The sequence below is a fragment of the Serratia aquatilis genome (genome assembly GCF_044865145.1).
In the GTDB taxonomy this organism is placed as follows: domain Bacteria; phylum Pseudomonadota; class Gammaproteobacteria; order Enterobacterales; family Enterobacteriaceae; genus Chania; species Chania aquatilis.
This window is the reverse complement of the sequence record NZ_CP173186.1, coordinates 1048921-1063695: the sequence shown is the minus strand read 5'-3', so window position 1 is coordinate 1063695 and position 14775 is coordinate 1048921. Positions and strand designations below refer to the sequence as shown.

General features: G+C 52.5%; 16 protein-coding genes. 9 read left to right on the top strand and 7 right to left on the bottom strand.

What is annotated here, in order from left to right; all coding sequences use genetic code 11:
- Positions 1–33: 33 nt before the first annotated feature.
- Positions 34–1026 carry a type IV pilus twitching motility protein PilT gene (locus tag SAQUA_RS04850; protein ID WP_380674146.1) on the bottom strand — a complete coding sequence of 331 codons (993 nt, stop codon included), beginning with the start codon at positions 1024–1026 and terminating at the stop codon, positions 34–36.
- Positions 1027–1046: 20 nt separating this feature from the next.
- Between SAQUA_RS04850 and SAQUA_RS04845 the strand changes: the two genes are divergently transcribed.
- The 6 genes from SAQUA_RS04845 (at position 1047) to hemW (ending at position 5333) form a co-directional block, all read left to right on the top strand.
- Positions 1047–1751, top strand: coding sequence for a YggS family pyridoxal phosphate-dependent enzyme (locus tag SAQUA_RS04845; RefSeq protein WP_380674147.1), 705 nt, complete (start codon positions 1047–1049; stop codon positions 1749–1751).
- A 74-nt stretch (positions 1752–1825) separates the two neighbouring features.
- Positions 1826–2647 (top strand): pyrroline-5-carboxylate reductase, encoded by an 822-nt coding sequence (gene proC, locus SAQUA_RS04840; RefSeq protein WP_380674148.1) that lies wholly within the window; start codon positions 1826–1828, stop codon positions 2645–2647.
- Positions 2648–2736: 89 nt separating this feature from the next.
- Positions 2737–3291, top strand: coding sequence for a YggT family protein (locus tag SAQUA_RS04835; protein WP_380674149.1), 555 nt, complete (start codon positions 2737–2739; stop codon positions 3289–3291).
- Positions 3288–3578, top strand: coding sequence for a DUF167 family protein YggU (gene yggU / locus SAQUA_RS04830; protein ID WP_380674150.1), 291 nt, complete (start codon positions 3288–3290; stop codon positions 3576–3578). The genes SAQUA_RS04835 and yggU overlap by 4 nt, the downstream gene beginning before the upstream one ends.
- A gap of 17 nt (positions 3579–3595) precedes the next feature.
- On the top strand, positions 3596–4192 hold the full coding sequence (locus SAQUA_RS04825) for an XTP/dITP diphosphatase (protein ID WP_380674151.1): 597 nt from the start codon (positions 3596–3598) through the stop codon (positions 4190–4192).
- Positions 4182–5333 (top strand): radical SAM family heme chaperone HemW, encoded by a 1152-nt coding sequence (gene hemW / locus SAQUA_RS04820; protein ID WP_380674152.1) that lies wholly within the window; start codon positions 4182–4184, stop codon positions 5331–5333. Before SAQUA_RS04825 ends, hemW begins: the two co-directional genes overlap by 11 nt.
- Positions 5334–5369: 36 nt before the next feature.
- Here the strand turns inward: hemW and SAQUA_RS04815 are convergent, their stop codons facing one another.
- From SAQUA_RS04815 to trmB, 5 genes are all read right to left on the bottom strand, one after another.
- A complete protein-coding gene (locus SAQUA_RS04815; RefSeq protein ID WP_380674153.1) occupies positions 5370–6080 on the bottom strand; it encodes a DUF2884 family protein in 711 nt (236 codons plus the stop codon).
- Positions 6081–6474: 394 nt separating this feature from the next.
- On the bottom strand, positions 6475–7191 hold the full coding sequence (locus SAQUA_RS04810; RefSeq protein ID WP_380674154.1) for a DUF2884 domain-containing protein: 717 nt from the start codon (positions 7189–7191) through the stop codon (positions 6475–6477).
- A 40-nt stretch (positions 7192–7231) separates the two neighbouring features.
- Positions 7232–8155, bottom strand: a complete 924-nt coding sequence (gene glsB, locus SAQUA_RS04805) for a glutaminase B (RefSeq protein WP_380674200.1) — start codon at positions 8153–8155, stop codon at positions 7232–7234.
- Positions 8156–8228: 73 nt separating this feature from the next.
- Positions 8229–8555 (bottom strand): YggL family protein, encoded by a 327-nt coding sequence (locus SAQUA_RS04800; protein WP_380674155.1) that lies wholly within the window; start codon positions 8553–8555, stop codon positions 8229–8231.
- On the bottom strand, positions 8555–9274 hold the full coding sequence (gene trmB, locus SAQUA_RS04795; protein WP_380674156.1) for a tRNA (guanosine(46)-N7)-methyltransferase TrmB: 720 nt from the start codon (positions 9272–9274) through the stop codon (positions 8555–8557). Before trmB ends, SAQUA_RS04800 begins: the two co-directional genes overlap by 1 nt.
- 170 nt (positions 9275–9444) lie before the next feature.
- Here trmB and mutY point away from each other — a divergent pair, with 170 nt between their 5' ends.
- From mutY to mltC, 3 genes are all read left to right on the top strand, one after another.
- A complete protein-coding gene (gene mutY, locus SAQUA_RS04790) occupies positions 9445–10545 on the top strand; it encodes an A/G-specific adenine glycosylase (RefSeq protein WP_380674157.1) in 1101 nt (366 codons plus the stop codon).
- Positions 10542–10814, top strand: coding sequence for an oxidative damage protection protein (locus SAQUA_RS04785; protein ID WP_380674158.1), 273 nt, complete (start codon positions 10542–10544; stop codon positions 10812–10814). Before mutY ends, SAQUA_RS04785 begins: the two co-directional genes overlap by 4 nt.
- 66 nt (positions 10815–10880) lie before the next feature.
- Positions 10881–11957, top strand: coding sequence for a membrane-bound lytic murein transglycosylase MltC (gene mltC, locus SAQUA_RS04780; protein ID WP_380674159.1), 1077 nt, complete (start codon positions 10881–10883; stop codon positions 11955–11957).
- A 55-nt stretch (positions 11958–12012) separates the two neighbouring features.
- On the opposite strand, the gene speF is transcribed toward mltC, so the two are convergent.
- Positions 12013–14175 (bottom strand): ornithine decarboxylase SpeF, encoded by a 2163-nt coding sequence (speF, locus tag SAQUA_RS04775; RefSeq protein WP_380674160.1) that lies wholly within the window; start codon positions 14173–14175, stop codon positions 12013–12015.
- Between the last annotated feature and the right edge of the window lie 600 nt (positions 14176–14775).

The window sequence follows — 14775 nt, the reverse complement described above, 5'->3', positions numbered from 1 at the left end:
AAAATTGCTGATCAAGGGGGAGTCTCTTGTGGCCTACAATATTCCCTGCGCTACGCGCTGCCGCAATCCCTGTTCAAAAGTCTGCATGCCCGACTGCGCGCCGGTCTGCAGCACGCTAGCCAACTGATGCGTTTTTCCCTCGCGGATCATGCTGCTCACCGCAGGCGTTGCCGTCAGGATCTCATAAATAGCGGTCCTCCCACCGCCGGGTTTGCTCAGCAACTTCTGCGCAATCACCGCTTGCAGGCTGTTCGCCAACTGCGCCCGGATATAGGGTTTTTCCTCCGCCGGGAACACATCCACCAGCCGCTCTACCGCCTGCGGTGCACTGCGAGTATGCAGAGTGGCCAATACCAGGTGGCCGGTTTCTGCCGCCGTCAGCGCTAGCCGGATGGTGGTGGTATCACGCAACTCCCCAAGCAAGATCACATCGGGATCTTCGCGCAGTGCGGCACGAAGTGCCTGATCGAAGCTGTGGGTATCGCGCCCCAGTTCTCGTTGCTGGATCAGTGAGCGCTGGCTGCGGTGGATAAATTCGATCGGATCTTCCAGCGTCAGAATATGGCGGCGCTGGTGCTGATTAATGAAATCGATCATCGCTGCCAGCGTGGTAGATTTTCCGCTACCGGTGGCTCCGGTAACCAATATCAAGCCATCTTCACGCTGAACCAACAGCGGAATGATCTCCGGTGCGGCCAGTTCGGCCAACGTTGGGCACTGGCTGGCAATCCTGCGCAACGCCACCGAGATACCCGCATTCTGCAAAAAGAAATTGGCCCGCAGGCGAACTCCATCCGCCATTACCAACGCCAGATCGAGCTGCCCAACCTGCTGCAACTGCTGCCACATCTCCTGAGCCAACAGTGATTTACACCAGGTTGCCATCTGCTGCTGCGAGACTATTTCCCCCTGTTCCATCGCCTGGAGTTCACCATCGATACGTAACATGGGCAGATGGCCGGTACAAAGGTGCAGATCGGAGGCATTATGCTTTACACTAAGAGCCACAAATTCATTGATATCCATTTCAATCTCCCGGGTTAACCATGAGCACTATTCAACAAAGCCTGCAGAATGTCAGGAGTCGTATTGATGCGGCAGCTCAAGGCTGCGAACGCATTCCACAAGAGGTGACACTGCTTGCAGTCAGTAAAACCAAACCTGTGGAAGCGATCGCAGAAGCCATCGCGGCAGGTCAGCGCGCCTTTGGCGAAAATTACGTGCAGGAAGGGGTGGACAAGATCCAGTATTTTGCCCAACAGCCAGAAGGTTACGATTTGGAATGGCACTTTATCGGCCCGCTGCAATCCAACAAAAGCAAGCTGGTGGCAGAGCATTTTTCCTGGTGCCATACCATCGACCGCCAGCGTATCGCACAACGGTTGAGCGATCAGCGCCCGGTAGGAATGCCGCCACTTAACGTACTGATCCAGATAAATATCAGTGACGAGCAGAGTAAGTCTGGCATTGTATTAAGTGAGTTACCGGCACTGGCTGCCGCCGTCGCTGCATTACCCAATGTCACCTTGCGCGGGTTGATGGCCATTCCAGCTCCGGAGGAGGATTATCAACAACAGTTGGCGGTATTCCGTCAGATGCATGATGCCTTTCTGGCGCTTAAGCAACGCTACCCACAGGTGGATACACTTTCGATGGGTATGACAGACGATATGGCCGCCGCTATTGCTGCAGGCAGTACCATGGTGCGTATTGGCACTGCAATTTTCGGCGCACGTAACTACGCCCAGTAAAATTCAAGTTACAGCTCGAAAGGCGATGGGTATAGTCGCAGGCTGACGGGCATAACCGAATAACGAGGAATTTAATGCAACACCGCAAGATTACCTTTATTGGTGCCGGTAATATGGCACGCGCAATCATTGCTGGCCTGGTTGCCGGTGGCTATCCCGCAAAACTCATCAGCGTTTGTGCGCCATCGTCCAACAACCGTGATGCGCTGGCCGCTGACTATGGCATCAGCAGCAGCCCAGACAACATTGCCTGTGCGCAGGAAGCAGAAGTTGTGGTTCTGGCAGTCAAACCGCAGTTGATGGCACAAGTCTGCCAACCTTTGCACCAGCAGGTCGATTTTTCCGGCAAATTGGTGTTGTCGATCGCTGCCGGTATTTTGGTCAACAGCTTCTACCAAATGTTAGGGGAGGGATTGAATTTAGTGCGCATTATGCCCAATACCCCTGCGCTGGTCGGTAAAGGAATGAGCGGTTTGTATGCGCCTCCACAGGTTAACCAACAGGACCGCGATTACACTCGCGATCTAATGAGTACAGTGGGTAGAATCTGTTGGGTAGATGACGAGAGCGGCATCAACGGGGTCATCGCCGCCGCAGGTAGCGCACCGGCCTATTTCTTCCTGTTTATGGACGCTATGCAGCAGGAAGCCGAACGAATGGGTTTCAGCAGCCAGGTTGCACGGGAAATGGTACAGCAGGCGGCAATCGGTGCCTCGGCATTAGCCGCCGCCAACCCGCAAATCTCATTGGCGATGCTGCGTGAGCAGGTAACGTCGAAAGGTGGCACTACCGCAGAGGCACTCCGGGTATTCAATGAACAGCAGTTGCCAGAAACCGTCGCCAAAGCGATGCAGGCTGCGGTTGCTCGCGCACAGGAAATGGAAAAATCATTTTAACTATGCCCATAAGTTTCAGGTTGCCGCCAACCCGGCTGTAGACCGAAAGATCTAGGGATAATAAATAGTTAAGCAAAAGGGTAATACAAATGCTAACACTGACTTTTCTGGTCAAAACCGTTGTTGATATTTACGTCATGGTGCTGTTGCTGCGCGTTTGGATGCAATTGACGCGTACCGACTTTTACAACCCGTTCTCACAGTTCGTGGTAAAAATCACCCAGCCGATCATCGGGCCGTTGCGCCGCATTATTCCTTCAATGGGGCCGGTAGACAGTGCCTCTCTGCTGTTGGCATTCCTGCTGATGACCATCAAGTATCCACTGCTGCTGCTGATCCAGGGCGGTGCCATGTCGCTCAGCCCTTATAATCTGCTGTTTGGTCTGATTTCGCTGATCAAGTCCGCCGGTTATCTGATCTTCTGGGTGATGATCATCCGGGCAATAATGAGCTGGATCAGCCAAGGCCGCAGCCCAGTTGATTATGTGATGTATCAGCTCACCGAACCCTTGATGTCACCAATCCGCCGGGTGATCCCAGCCATGGGCGGCATTGATTTCTCCGCGATGGTAGTGATCCTGATCCTGTATCTGATCAACTACCTGGGGATGGATCTGTTTGGTGAGCTCTGGTTCCTGCTGTGAGTGCCGTAACCCAGATGCTGGACGGGCTGTCTGTCAGGCTTTATATCCAGCCTAAAGCCAGCCGCGACCAGATTATTGGCCTGCATGGCGACGAGATCAAAGTCGCCATCACCGCCCCACCGGTTGACGGCCAGGCCAATGCCCATCTGATCAAATATATAGCCAAGCAGTTCAAGGTGGCGAAGAGCAATGTGATCATCGAGAAAGGCGAACTGGGGCGACATAAGCAGTTACGTATCATTGACCCGCAGCAGATCCCTGCCGCAATCGCAGCACTTATTGAGTAATGTCCAAGGTAATCATCATGCAAAAAGTCGTTCTTGCCACCGGTAATCCCGGAAAAGTGCGTGAACTCGCCGATCTGCTGGCCGATTTTGGCCTCGATGTGGTCGCACAAACTGAGCTTGGCGTAGATTCCGCCGAAGAAACCGGTCTGACGTTTATTGAAAACGCCATTCTCAAGGCCCGCCATGCGGCGCAAGTCACCGGCCTGCCAGCCATTGCCGACGACTCAGGTCTGGCTGTCGATGCCTTGGGCGGCGCACCGGGAATATACTCTGCCCGTTATGCCGGTGTGGATGCCAGCGACCAGCAGAACCTGGAAAAACTGCTGGTTGCGCTGCAAGATGTGCCGCAAGGCAAGCGCAACGCGCAATTCCATTGTGTCCTGGTCTATATGCGCCACGCGGAAGACCCTACCCCACTGGTATTCCACGGCAGTTGGGCGGGAGAGATCGCCTTTGCCTCTGCAGGCAATGGGGGTTTTGGTTACGACCCGATCTTCTACGTACCGGAACTGGGTTGCACCGCAGCGGAACTGACGCGGGATGAGAAAAGTGCGGTCTCACACCGTGGCAAAGCATTAAAGCTGATGTTGGAAGCCATGCGTAATGCCAGCTAACACCTTACAACTGCCGCCGCTTAGCCTATATATCCATATTCCCTGGTGTGTGCAGAAATGCCCATACTGCGATTTCAACTCGCATGCCTTAAAGGGTGAAGTGCCTCACCAGGAATATGTTGACCATCTGCTGGCCGATCTTGATGCCGATCTGCCACTCACCAGTGGCCGCGAAGTCCGCACCATCTTTATCGGCGGAGGCACGCCAAGCCTGTTGAGCGCAGAAGCCATGCAGGCACTGCTGGATGGCGTGCGGGCACGCATTCGCGTCAGCGACGATGCGGAGATCACCATGGAAGCGAATCCCGGCACGGTAGAGGCCGACCGCTTCAGCGGCTACCAGCGTGCAGGGGTAAACCGTATTTCGATTGGCGTGCAGAGTTTTAGCGCTGAGAAGTTAACCCGCCTTGGGCGCATTCACGGCCCGGATGAAGCCAGGCGAGCAGCGCATCTGGCGAGCGATCTTGGCTTACGCAGCTTCAATCTCGACCTGATGCATGGCCTACCGGATCAATCGCTGGAAGAAGCTCTGGACGATCTGCGCCAGGCGATTGCCCTTAATCCCCCTCACCTGTCGTGGTATCAGCTCACTATTGAGCCTAATACTCTGTTCAGTTCGCGCCCCCCGGCGTTACCAGACGATGACGCGCTGTGGGATATCTTCCAGCAAGGGCATGAGCTGTTGAGCGCCGCCGGTTACCAGCAGTATGAAACCTCAGCCTACGCCAAGCCGGGTTATCAGTGTCAGCACAACCTGAACTACTGGCGCTTTGGTGATTATCTGGGGATTGGTTGCGGTGCCCACGGTAAGCTGACCTTTACCGATGGCCGCATTCTGCGTAGCGCGAAAACTAAACATCCGCGCGGCTACATGCGGGGTGAGTACCGCGATACGCTATATGAAGTAGCGGCACCAGATCGGCCTTTCGAGTTCTTTATGAACCGTTTCCGCCTGCTGGAAGCCGCCCCGCGTAGGGAGTTCAGCTATTATACCGGGCTGGATGAGAGCGTGATCCGCGCGCCGTTGGACCAGGCGTTGGCCAAAGGGTATCTGGATGAGTCTGCGGAATATTGGCAGATCACCGAAAAAGGTAAGCTGTTCCTCAATTCTCTGTTGGAATTGTTCTTACCGGATGAGTAAACAGACTAACGGGGCAACATTCAGCTCCGTTTTTTATTACGATAAGCTCAGCGCTTTAATCAGTTCCTTCCGCTGTTTTTCCAGAGTCGTAACCTGTTCACATACATTTTTTTCAAAGTCTCGGAAGTTCGTTTCCTGATTACGCACAACACTCAGGATATCCTGTTCTATCCCACTCTGGTACTGAAAGGAATTACTTTCATCTCTAGTAACTTGATTGTCATCTATCGCTTTAAAAACGTCTTGTAATAGCGTTTCCAAACCCTGTTGAATAATCTCGTTGCCATCTATCTCAGCCTTGGCAATAGCGTCATGGTGGAAGGTCAAGCTATCGTCGCTATGTTCAAAGATCTGGCTTAATGGTTGCTCGAGCTTGCCATTAACCGTTTCCAAATGATCTCTGATATCGCGGCTGCCCTCGCCAAATTGTTTAACAATAATATTGTCTAAAGATAAGTAAGCTCTCTTGAGTTCCCACTGGGCCTGCTGATCAATCCAAGATAATTTTTTCCGCAATGCACTCTGAAAATCAAACGCTCTCTGGCGCTGGTCATCACTGAGTTTAAGCGTTGTATCATTAACTCTCACACCGCCATCAGGAGTAATTTCCATCGTATAGGTGCCCTGCAACTGCAAGACTTGGGGAGTGATACTCACATCGTACTGAGGTCTAACGCTGCACTGATATCCGGCATGAGCCTGCGAAACATTCAACAGTAGCAACACTAACCCGATTGTCTTTAACATAATTTCTCCTGACAATTATCAATCAGCACACTTGATGTCGTTCACTATGCAGTGATCTTTTTGATAGTTCTGCAACAGAGTGCATCGTATAACGCGATGCACTCTAGGCTGTGTCTCTTAACTGCACGCGAGAGCCGCTGGCGGTCATTTGCGCGCAGGGCAAGGCGTGAGCCGTGAGGTTTGGTGGACCAAATAAGCGGCGAACAACGCAGTAATGCGCGAAAATGGCCCCAGCCCGAAGGGTCGCGCCCCAAAAGCCCGTTCGAAGTAAAGTCGGGCTTGAACAGAGGGCCACTCTGCCCTTCACCCTCCGCCTTGATAACGGGCTTTTGGGTCTGCGACGGCACCACGGACAGTTCAGGGACACAGCCTAGGCTGTGTCCCAGGTTAAAAATCAGTTCAACGCATTAAGCAGATCTTTACGTTGATTTTCCAGTGTTGTGACACGGTTACACACATCGCGGCCAAAGTCCTGGAACTCCCGCTCCTGGCTGCTCCATTCTTTCTGGATCGCCTGTTGCAGCCCGCCCAGATTGCCCATAATCGCCTGAAGCGGATTACCGTTGCTGTTGGCAGCCTGTTTTAAGCCCATCTCATTCAGGCTGTCCTGGAGCACGCCCCCCATGCTTTGCTGCACGATATTGCGGCCATCCCGCTCGACCTCGGCGATCGCTTGGTGATGAAAGGCCAGACCATCGCTGCGGTGCTCAATGATACGGCTCATCTGCTGTTTGAGCTGCTCGTTCAGCGTAGTCAAACGGTTACGTACATTACTGCTACTCCCCAGTTGCTTAACGATAACGTTGTCCAATGATACCCGGGCCTTTTCAAGATGGCGCTGAGCACCCTGATCGATCCAGGGCAAATCTTTACGCAAGGCACTCTGATAACTAAACGCCTTCTGGCGTTGGGTATCATTCAGGTCCACCGACAACCCGTTACGCGTCACATCGCCATCGGGAGAAATCTGCAGCTTACCGCTGGCACCGTTCACCTGAACGGCTTGCGGGCTGATGATCACATCATACTGGGGTCTCACGCTGCACTGATACTCGGCATGAGCCTGCGTAGCAGCCAACAGCAGTAAAGCTAACCCGGTTCTTTTCAACATAATTGCTCCTGACTCGCGCCCACCAGCATGTGCGGCGGGGTTAAAAAATCGAACGGCCAATGCGCTGAGACAACAGTTCCAACACAGCAGTTCCCGCTAATGAGTTACCAGATGCATCAAGTTCAGGCGACCAGACGGCAATCGACAGTTCACCCGGCACAATAGCGATGATGCCACCGCCAACCCCAGACTTACCCGGCATTCCTACGCGGTAAGCGAATTCACCAGCCCCATCATACATGCCACTGGTCATCATCAATGCGTTTATCTGGCGCGCCTGCAACGGGCTGATGATAACCTCACCGTTAAGCGCCCGCCCATGATTGGCCAGATAGGCAAAGCTGCGCGCCAGTTCCACGCAGCTCATGCGCAGCGCACAATAATGAAAATAGGTTTGCAGCACGGTCAGCACATCATTGTCAAAATTACCAAACGATTTCATCAGATAGGCGATGGCCGCATTGCGATCCGAGTGCTCAAATTCGGAACGCGCAACGCGAGGGTCGTACAGTAGGTCATCCTCACCCGCCAACTGGCGCACCACTTCCAACATGCGCTGTTTAGGGGCACTAAGCCGGGTCTGTAACATATCGCACACCACCAGCGCCCCAGGATTGATAAACGGATTACGCGGTTTACCCTGCTCCATTTCCAGTTGCAGCAACGAATTAAAGGGTAAACCGGAGGGTTCTTTCCCCACCCGTTGCCAGATCTCGTGCTCCTGATAACGCGTCAGTGCCAACGTCAGGTTCAGCACTTTGGAAATTGACTGGATGGAGAAACGCTCGGTTGCATCCCCCGCCTGAAACATGTTGCCATCAACGCTACAGACGGCGATTGCCAGCCGTTCGGCCGAGACTTCCGCCAGCGCAGGAATATAATCTGCGACTTTACCCTGCCCAATCAGAGGGCGCACCTGTTGCAGGATTTCCTCCAGCAACGCGTTATCTAATGTCGTTATCACCGGGGTACACTCCAGATAAAACAAAGGTGCCATTAAGGCACCCTTCATAACTCACCACAGGCAACCGATGGGATCAATCCCACCAGATGTCGAACAGATCGCTGACTTTCACTTCGTTCAGCTTGCGTGCTTCCAGCCAGCTTCTGATCAACTCACGATGCTCGTCGGTACAATGGCCGATCTTCTGCAGGCAAACCAGACCTTCCCACTGCAAATAACCGCTGCCATCGAATGCCAGACCGTTCGGTTCGATCACTTCATCGATGAACGCATCCACAGTGCTGTCGATATCTTCAACAGAAGTTTCTTCAGCAAAACGCCAGGCTACCGAGAAGCCCAACTCCTGAAACTCTGCAATGTGCAGTTTCTTACGTAAACGACGACTACGGTTCTTAGCCATTATTGCACCCTCTCAAACATTAGATCCCAAACGCCATGTCCCAGACGCTGGCCACGTAATTCAAATTTTGTCAGCGGACGCGAGTCCGGGCGCGGCACGTAATCATTGCTTTCTGAGAGATTACGGTACCCGGCGCTGCTGTTCATTACTTCCAGCATATGCTCCGCATAAGGCTGCCAGTCAGTGGCCATATGGAATACGCCACCCACCTTCAACTTACGCAATACCAATTCTACAAACGGCGTCTGCACGATACGGCGTTTGTTATGACGGGCTTTGTGCCACGGATCCGGGAAAAACAGCTGCACCATATCCAATGAGGCATCCGGGATCATATTCTGCAGCACTTCTACTGCGTCATGGCACATCACCCGCAGGTTGCTTAACTCTGCCTCATGGGCATCTGCCAGGCAGGCGCCCACGCCCGGCGAATGAACTTCAATCCCCAGGAAATTCTGCTGCGGATTGCTGCCCGCCATCGTAACCAATGAGGCTCCCATGCCAAAACCAATCTCCAGCACGGTAGGTGCCTCGCGCCCAAACAGAGCAGGTAGATCGACGGGTTCAGCTTGATATTCTACCCCCATCAGCGGCCAATAATTGTCCAGCGCATATTGCTGGCCTTTGGTCAACCGCCCCTGGCGGCGAACAAAACTGCGGATACGGCGCATCGCGCGACCGTTCTCATCGAATTCCGGAGATATGACGTCATTAATCATAGTGCTTTCTGTCTGTTTGGCTGCCAATTAGGGAAACGCGCATTATGCAAAGATACCTTGGATTAGCAAGCGTTCATCATAGTGCTTACCTGAAAGTTCTGATTTACAGTATCAACGCACTATGCTGCAATCGCGCATCATTATTTATCTGCCGAATAGCGAACACGCTCATGATGCAAGCGCAACAGTTTTCGCACCAAGTGCTTGACTGGTACCAGCGCTACGGCCGCAAAACGCTGCCGTGGCAACTCGATAAAACGCCTTATCAAGTATGGCTCTCTGAGGTGATGTTGCAACAGACTCAGGTTGCCACCGTTATTCCTTATTTTCAGCGATTTATGGCACGTTTTCCAAACGTGCGTGCCCTCGCCGAAGCGCCGCTGGATGAAGTGCTGCATCTGTGGACCGGGTTGGGATATTACGCCCGTGCCAGGAATCTGCATAAAGCGGCGCAGACTATTGTCGCACAGCATGGCGGAGAGTTCCCGACAACCTTTGAAGAAATCGTCGATCTTCCCGGCGTTGGCCGCTCAACCGCCGGCGCAATTCTCTCTTTAGCACTTGGCCAGCACTACCCGATCCTGGATGGCAACGTCAAACGCGTACTGGCTCGTTGTTATGCCGTTGCCGGTTGGCCGGGTAAAAAAGAGGTGGAAAACCGCCTGTGGCAGATCAGTGAAGAAGTCACGCCAGCAAAAGGCGTTGGTCAATTCAACCAGGCAATGATGGATCTAGGGGCGATGGTTTGCACCCGCAGCAAACCCAAGTGCGAGCTCTGCCCGCTCAATACGGGTTGCGTTGCCAACGGTAACAGCAGTTGGGCCAGCTATCCAGGCAAAAAGCCCAAGCAAACCCTGCCGGAAAAAACCGCCTACTTTTTAATGCTGCAACAGGGTGACGGTGTCTGGCTGGAGCAACGCCCGGGCGTTGGCCTGTGGGGGGGGCTATTCTGCTTCCCGCAGTTCGGTTCGCGGATAGATCTGGAGCTGTGGTTGCAACAACAAGGGATGAAAGATCATCGTCTGGAGCAACTGACCGCCTTCCGCCATACCTTCAGCCATTTCCATCTGGATATTGTGCCAATGTGGTTAAGCGTTGATAAAGCTGGCCGCGCCATGGATGAGGGGGCGGGTCTCTGGTATAACTTAACGCAGCCACCATCGGTCGGGCTGGCCGCGCCAGTCGAGCGGCTGTTACAACAGTTGGCAAAACAGTCTCCGATCCAACACGGTTTATTTGGCAACGGCGCCATTGACGAGGAATTAGCATGAGTAGAACCATTTTTTGTACTTTCCTGCAGCGCGACGCAGATGGGCAGGATTTTCAGCTCTACCCCGGTGAAATCGGTAAACGCATCTACAACGAAATCTCCAAAGAAGCCTGGGGAGAATGGATGAAAAAACAGACCATGCTGATTAACGAGAAAAAGCTCAGCATGATGAACGTTGAAGATCGCAAACTGCTGGAAGAAGAGATGACCCGATTCCTGTTCGAAGGGCATGATATCCATATTGAAGGCTATACGCCGCCGAGTGAGTAATGCTTTATGGGCCAGGCGCTGGCCCCTTTCAACACCCTTGTAATTCTTCGCGTATACGGCTTTAAGATGAAGAAAATTTTAGCTCTGCTAGTAATAGCGCCATTGCTGGTTTCCTGCTCCAGCAAAAATAATGAAGTGAACAACGAAGCCTACGTCAAAGATACCAACGCTTTTGACATTTTGATGGGCCAATTTGCCCACAACATTGAGAATATCTGGGGGCTGAGTGAAGTTCTCATCGCTGGGCCTAAAGACTACGTCAAATATACCGACCAATATCAAACCCGGAGCCATATCAACTTTGATACGGGTACCATCACCATTGAGACCATCGCCACCACCGACCCGGCAGCACATTTGCGCCAGGCGGTGATCAGCACTTTATTGATGGGCGACGATCCCGGCTCTATCGACCTCTATTCCGACAGCAATGATATCCAGATCAGTAAAGAACCGTTCCTGTATGGCCAGGTGCTGGATAACAATGGCCAGCCTATCCGCTGGGAGTGGCGTGCGGCGCACTTTGCTGACTATCTGCTGCAGAACAAACTGCAAAGACGCACCTCTGGCCTGCACGTGATCTATTCGGTAACCCTGCAACTGGTGCCTAACCACCTTGATAAACGTGCTCACAAATATCTGCCGATGGTTCGCAAAGCCTCTGAGAAATACGGCATTGAAGAATCACTGATCCTGGCGATTATGCAGACCGAGTCCAGTTTCAACCCCTATGCGGTAAGTGGTTCAAACGCTATGGGCCTGATGCAGGTGGTGCAGAACACCGCAGGTAAAGATGTCTTCCAGATGAAAGGTAAATGGGGCACGCCAAGCCGCAGCTACCTGTTCGATCCAGAAAGTAACATCGACACCGGTACAGCTTATCTGGCGATCTTGCAGAACAACTATCTGGGCGGTATTCAGAACCCAACCTCACGCCGCTATGCGGTGATCACCGCATACAACGGTGGGGCTGGCAGCGTGCTGCGGGTGTTCAATAGTGACAAGACCAAGGCGGTCGAGATTATCAACAGCATGCAGCCTGGGGATATTTATCAGACTCTGACGACCAAACACCCGGCGGGTGAATCGCGGCGTTATCTGGTGAAGGTCAATAACGCGCAGAAGAGCTATCGCAGGAAATAAGCTATGTTCGCTCCCCCTGTGGCCGATACTTTACGTTGGCCACAGGGGGAATGTTTTATGGCTTGATCATATAGCCAAAAATCCGTTTCCAACCGTAATCTTTCTTCTCGATATACACGCCCTGCAACTCCGGCGAGAACCCGGGTAAACGGTTAATCCCCTCTTCCAACGCCAAAAAGTAGCGCTGTACCGGACCACCCCAGACTTCACCGGGAACCACACAAAGTACGCCTGGCGGATAGGGTAAGGCACCCTCTGCTGCAATGCGCCCTGCCGCCTGGCTGATTGGCACCAGTTCGACGTTATCACGGATAAACTCCACGTTGGCATCTTGTGGGTTCATAACTACTGCTGGGAAATGCGCCTGACGGAACATCTCCTTCTGCAGTTGCTTCACATCAAAGCTGACATACAGGTTGTGCATCTCCTGGCAGAGCTGACGGATGGTATAGCCCCGGTAGCGCTGCTCGTTTTTACGATATACCGTCGGTAACACTTGGCTGAGCGGCGCATCCGCCTCAATGTAGCGCTCAAATTGCACTAACATATCCACCAGATTTTCCATCTTCGCCGGGTTTTCCGCCGGGGTCAGCAGAAACAGGATCGAGTTGAGATCGCACTTCTCTGGTACGATACCGTTTTCACGCAGGAAGTCAGCCAGGATGGCTGCTGGAATACCAAAATCGGTATATTGACCGGTGGTAGCATCAATACCCGGCGTGGTCAGCAACAGCTTGCAGGGATCAACCAGATACTGATCCTGCGCATACCCCTCAAAGCCGTGCCACTTTTCGCCCGGCACAAAATTAAAGAACCGCGCGTCGTTGGCAATAACGTCGGTATCGTAATCCTGCCAATTCTGGCCTGCCACCTGCGGCGGAATAAAAGGCAACAGCAGCGAGCAGCGCGCCAATAGTTGCTTACGCGTTTCTATTCCCAGTTTGACGCACTCCATCCACATACGGCGCCCAGCGGCACCTGCATGCATCTTGGCATTGACGTCAAGTGCAGCAAACAGCGGATAGAACGGGCTGGTGGAAGCATGCAACATAAAGGCATTGTTGAGATGCTTGTGGTTACAGTGACGTTTCTGGCCTTTGATATGATCGTCTTTCTTATGAATTTGCGAAGTCTGCGAGAACCCGGCCTGTTGCTTGTGTACCGATTGAGTAACGAAAATACCCGGATCGTGTTCGTCCAACTCCAGCAATAGCGGCGAACACTCTTTCAGCATCGGGATAAAACCTTCGTAACCCACCCAGGCAGAATCAAACAGAATGTAATCACACAGATGACCAATGGTATCGATCACTTGGCGCGCGTTATAAATTGTACCGTCATAAGTACCGAGCTGGATAATCGCCAGGCGGAAAGGCCGAGCCGAATTGGCTTTTTCCGGGGAGATACCGCGAATTTGCTCACGTAAATAGTGTTCATCAAAACAACGGGAATCGATACCGCCGATAAAACCAAACGGGTTGCGGGACGTTTCCAGATACACAGGCGTCGCTCCGGCCTGAATCAACGCACCGTGATGATTGGATTTATGGTTATTGCGGTCGAACAGCACCAGATCGCCGCGCGTCAGCAGCGCATTGGTGACCACTTTATTCGCCGCTGAGGTGCCGTTCAGAACAAAGTACGTTTTATCGGCATTGAATACTTTCGCCGCGTGTTTCTGCGCATCCTTTGCCGAACCTTCGTGGATCAGCAGATCGCCGAGCTTCACATCTGCATTACACATATCCGAGCGGAAAATCGTCTCACCATAAAACTCAAAAAACTTGCGCCCCGCCGGGTGCTTACGAAAAAACTCACCGCCCTGATGACCAGGACAGGCAAAGGTCGAATTATCCATTTCCACATAGGTTTTCAGCGTTTTGAAAAATGGCGGTAGCAACGCCTGCTCGTAAGCATCGGCTGCCGCTTCCAACTGCGCCATGTAAAACGCCTTGGTTGCAGCCGTGAGTGCAAATACACCGGTAATGAACGGCAGGTAATCTGGAGAAAGATGCTCATCCCCTTCAACAGCAACAAACGTCGGGATATCAAAACCAGTCGCTTTAAGCGCTTCCAAAATACCGGTATTCACATCGCTAACGGAAACCACAACTGCGGCCACATCGGTGTAGTCAGTCTGTTCTACACGTACAACCTGGCGCAAAGTTTCGATGCTGGCCACCAGGCTGGCGCTTGTTGCTATTTTCAATTCTTTCATAATGCTGACTCTCAAACGGTCAAGGATGAGGGTATGCCACAAAGGCACAAGATGAGATAACCAAGATTATCCCGGCAATGTGATGAGCCAAGGCAAAACCATGACTGTCTGATACCTGTGGGCATCAGACAACATCGGGACTGGGATCGGCAGCGTCCGATAGACATCAGTAAAATCAGAACCGTAGCTCAATTTTTAATAATGCCTAACAGCGGGCGTCAGGTTGCTTTACCGCATGTCCTTTTCCTACTTGAAGTTACACTGTTGATGGTGACGATAATTACATGGATAGTATTTGCGGAGCACAATGGCAGAGTGATGGTCTCATTAGAAGTCTGGCTTGCAGCAGCGCTCGAGTAACAAAAACTGTCATGCCTGTATCCTCTGACTAAGATGTTGAGAACCATCGTATTGCGAATTCGCGCAATCATTGCACGTTTTTTTTAGGGGTTCAATCGCAGATACTCCATCAAGGCACAATGGAAGAAATCATCGTTAACCGTATTGAAAACATTGAGCAGATTTCTACGTAGCTGAGGATCTACTTTTAGCGCCAAAGCGCTGCTTCACGGGGGGGCATTCAATGCCGGGCATCTGTGC

What these genes read in the sequence shown, in the direction of transcription:
- SAQUA_RS04850 (WP_380674146.1), bottom strand. Translation starts at nt 1,026, where the DNA reads ATGGATATCAATGAATTTGTGGCTCTTAGTGTAAAGCATAATGCCTCC.
- SAQUA_RS04845 (WP_380674147.1), top strand. Translation starts at nt 1,047, where the DNA reads ATGAGCACTATTCAACAAAGCCTGCAGAATGTCAGGAGTCGTATTGAT.
- proC (WP_380674148.1), top strand. Translation starts at nt 1,826, where the DNA reads ATGCAACACCGCAAGATTACCTTTATTGGTGCCGGTAATATGGCACGC.
- SAQUA_RS04835 (WP_380674149.1), top strand. Translation starts at nt 2,737, where the DNA reads ATGCTAACACTGACTTTTCTGGTCAAAACCGTTGTTGATATTTACGTC.
- SAQUA_RS04825 (WP_380674151.1), top strand. Translation starts at nt 3,596, where the DNA reads ATGCAAAAAGTCGTTCTTGCCACCGGTAATCCCGGAAAAGTGCGTGAA.
- hemW (WP_380674152.1), top strand. Translation starts at nt 4,182, where the DNA reads ATGCCAGCTAACACCTTACAACTGCCGCCGCTTAGCCTATATATCCAT.
- SAQUA_RS04815 (WP_380674153.1), bottom strand. Translation starts at nt 6,080, where the DNA reads ATGTTAAAGACAATCGGGTTAGTGTTGCTACTGTTGAATGTTTCGCAG.
- SAQUA_RS04810 (WP_380674154.1), bottom strand. Translation starts at nt 7,191, where the DNA reads ATGTTGAAAAGAACCGGGTTAGCTTTACTGCTGTTGGCTGCTACGCAG.
- SAQUA_RS04800 (WP_380674155.1), bottom strand. Translation starts at nt 8,555, where the DNA reads ATGGCTAAGAACCGTAGTCGTCGTTTACGTAAGAAACTGCACATTGCA.
- trmB (WP_380674156.1), bottom strand. Translation starts at nt 9,274, where the DNA reads ATGATTAATGACGTCATATCTCCGGAATTCGATGAGAACGGTCGCGCG.
- mutY (WP_380674157.1), top strand. Translation starts at nt 9,445, where the DNA reads ATGATGCAAGCGCAACAGTTTTCGCACCAAGTGCTTGACTGGTACCAG.
- SAQUA_RS04785 (WP_380674158.1), top strand. Translation starts at nt 10,542, where the DNA reads ATGAGTAGAACCATTTTTTGTACTTTCCTGCAGCGCGACGCAGATGGG.
- mltC (WP_380674159.1), top strand. Translation starts at nt 10,881, where the DNA reads ATGAAGAAAATTTTAGCTCTGCTAGTAATAGCGCCATTGCTGGTTTCC.
- speF (WP_380674160.1), bottom strand. Translation starts at nt 14,175, where the DNA reads ATGAAAGAATTGAAAATAGCAACAAGCGCCAGCCTGGTGGCCAGCATC.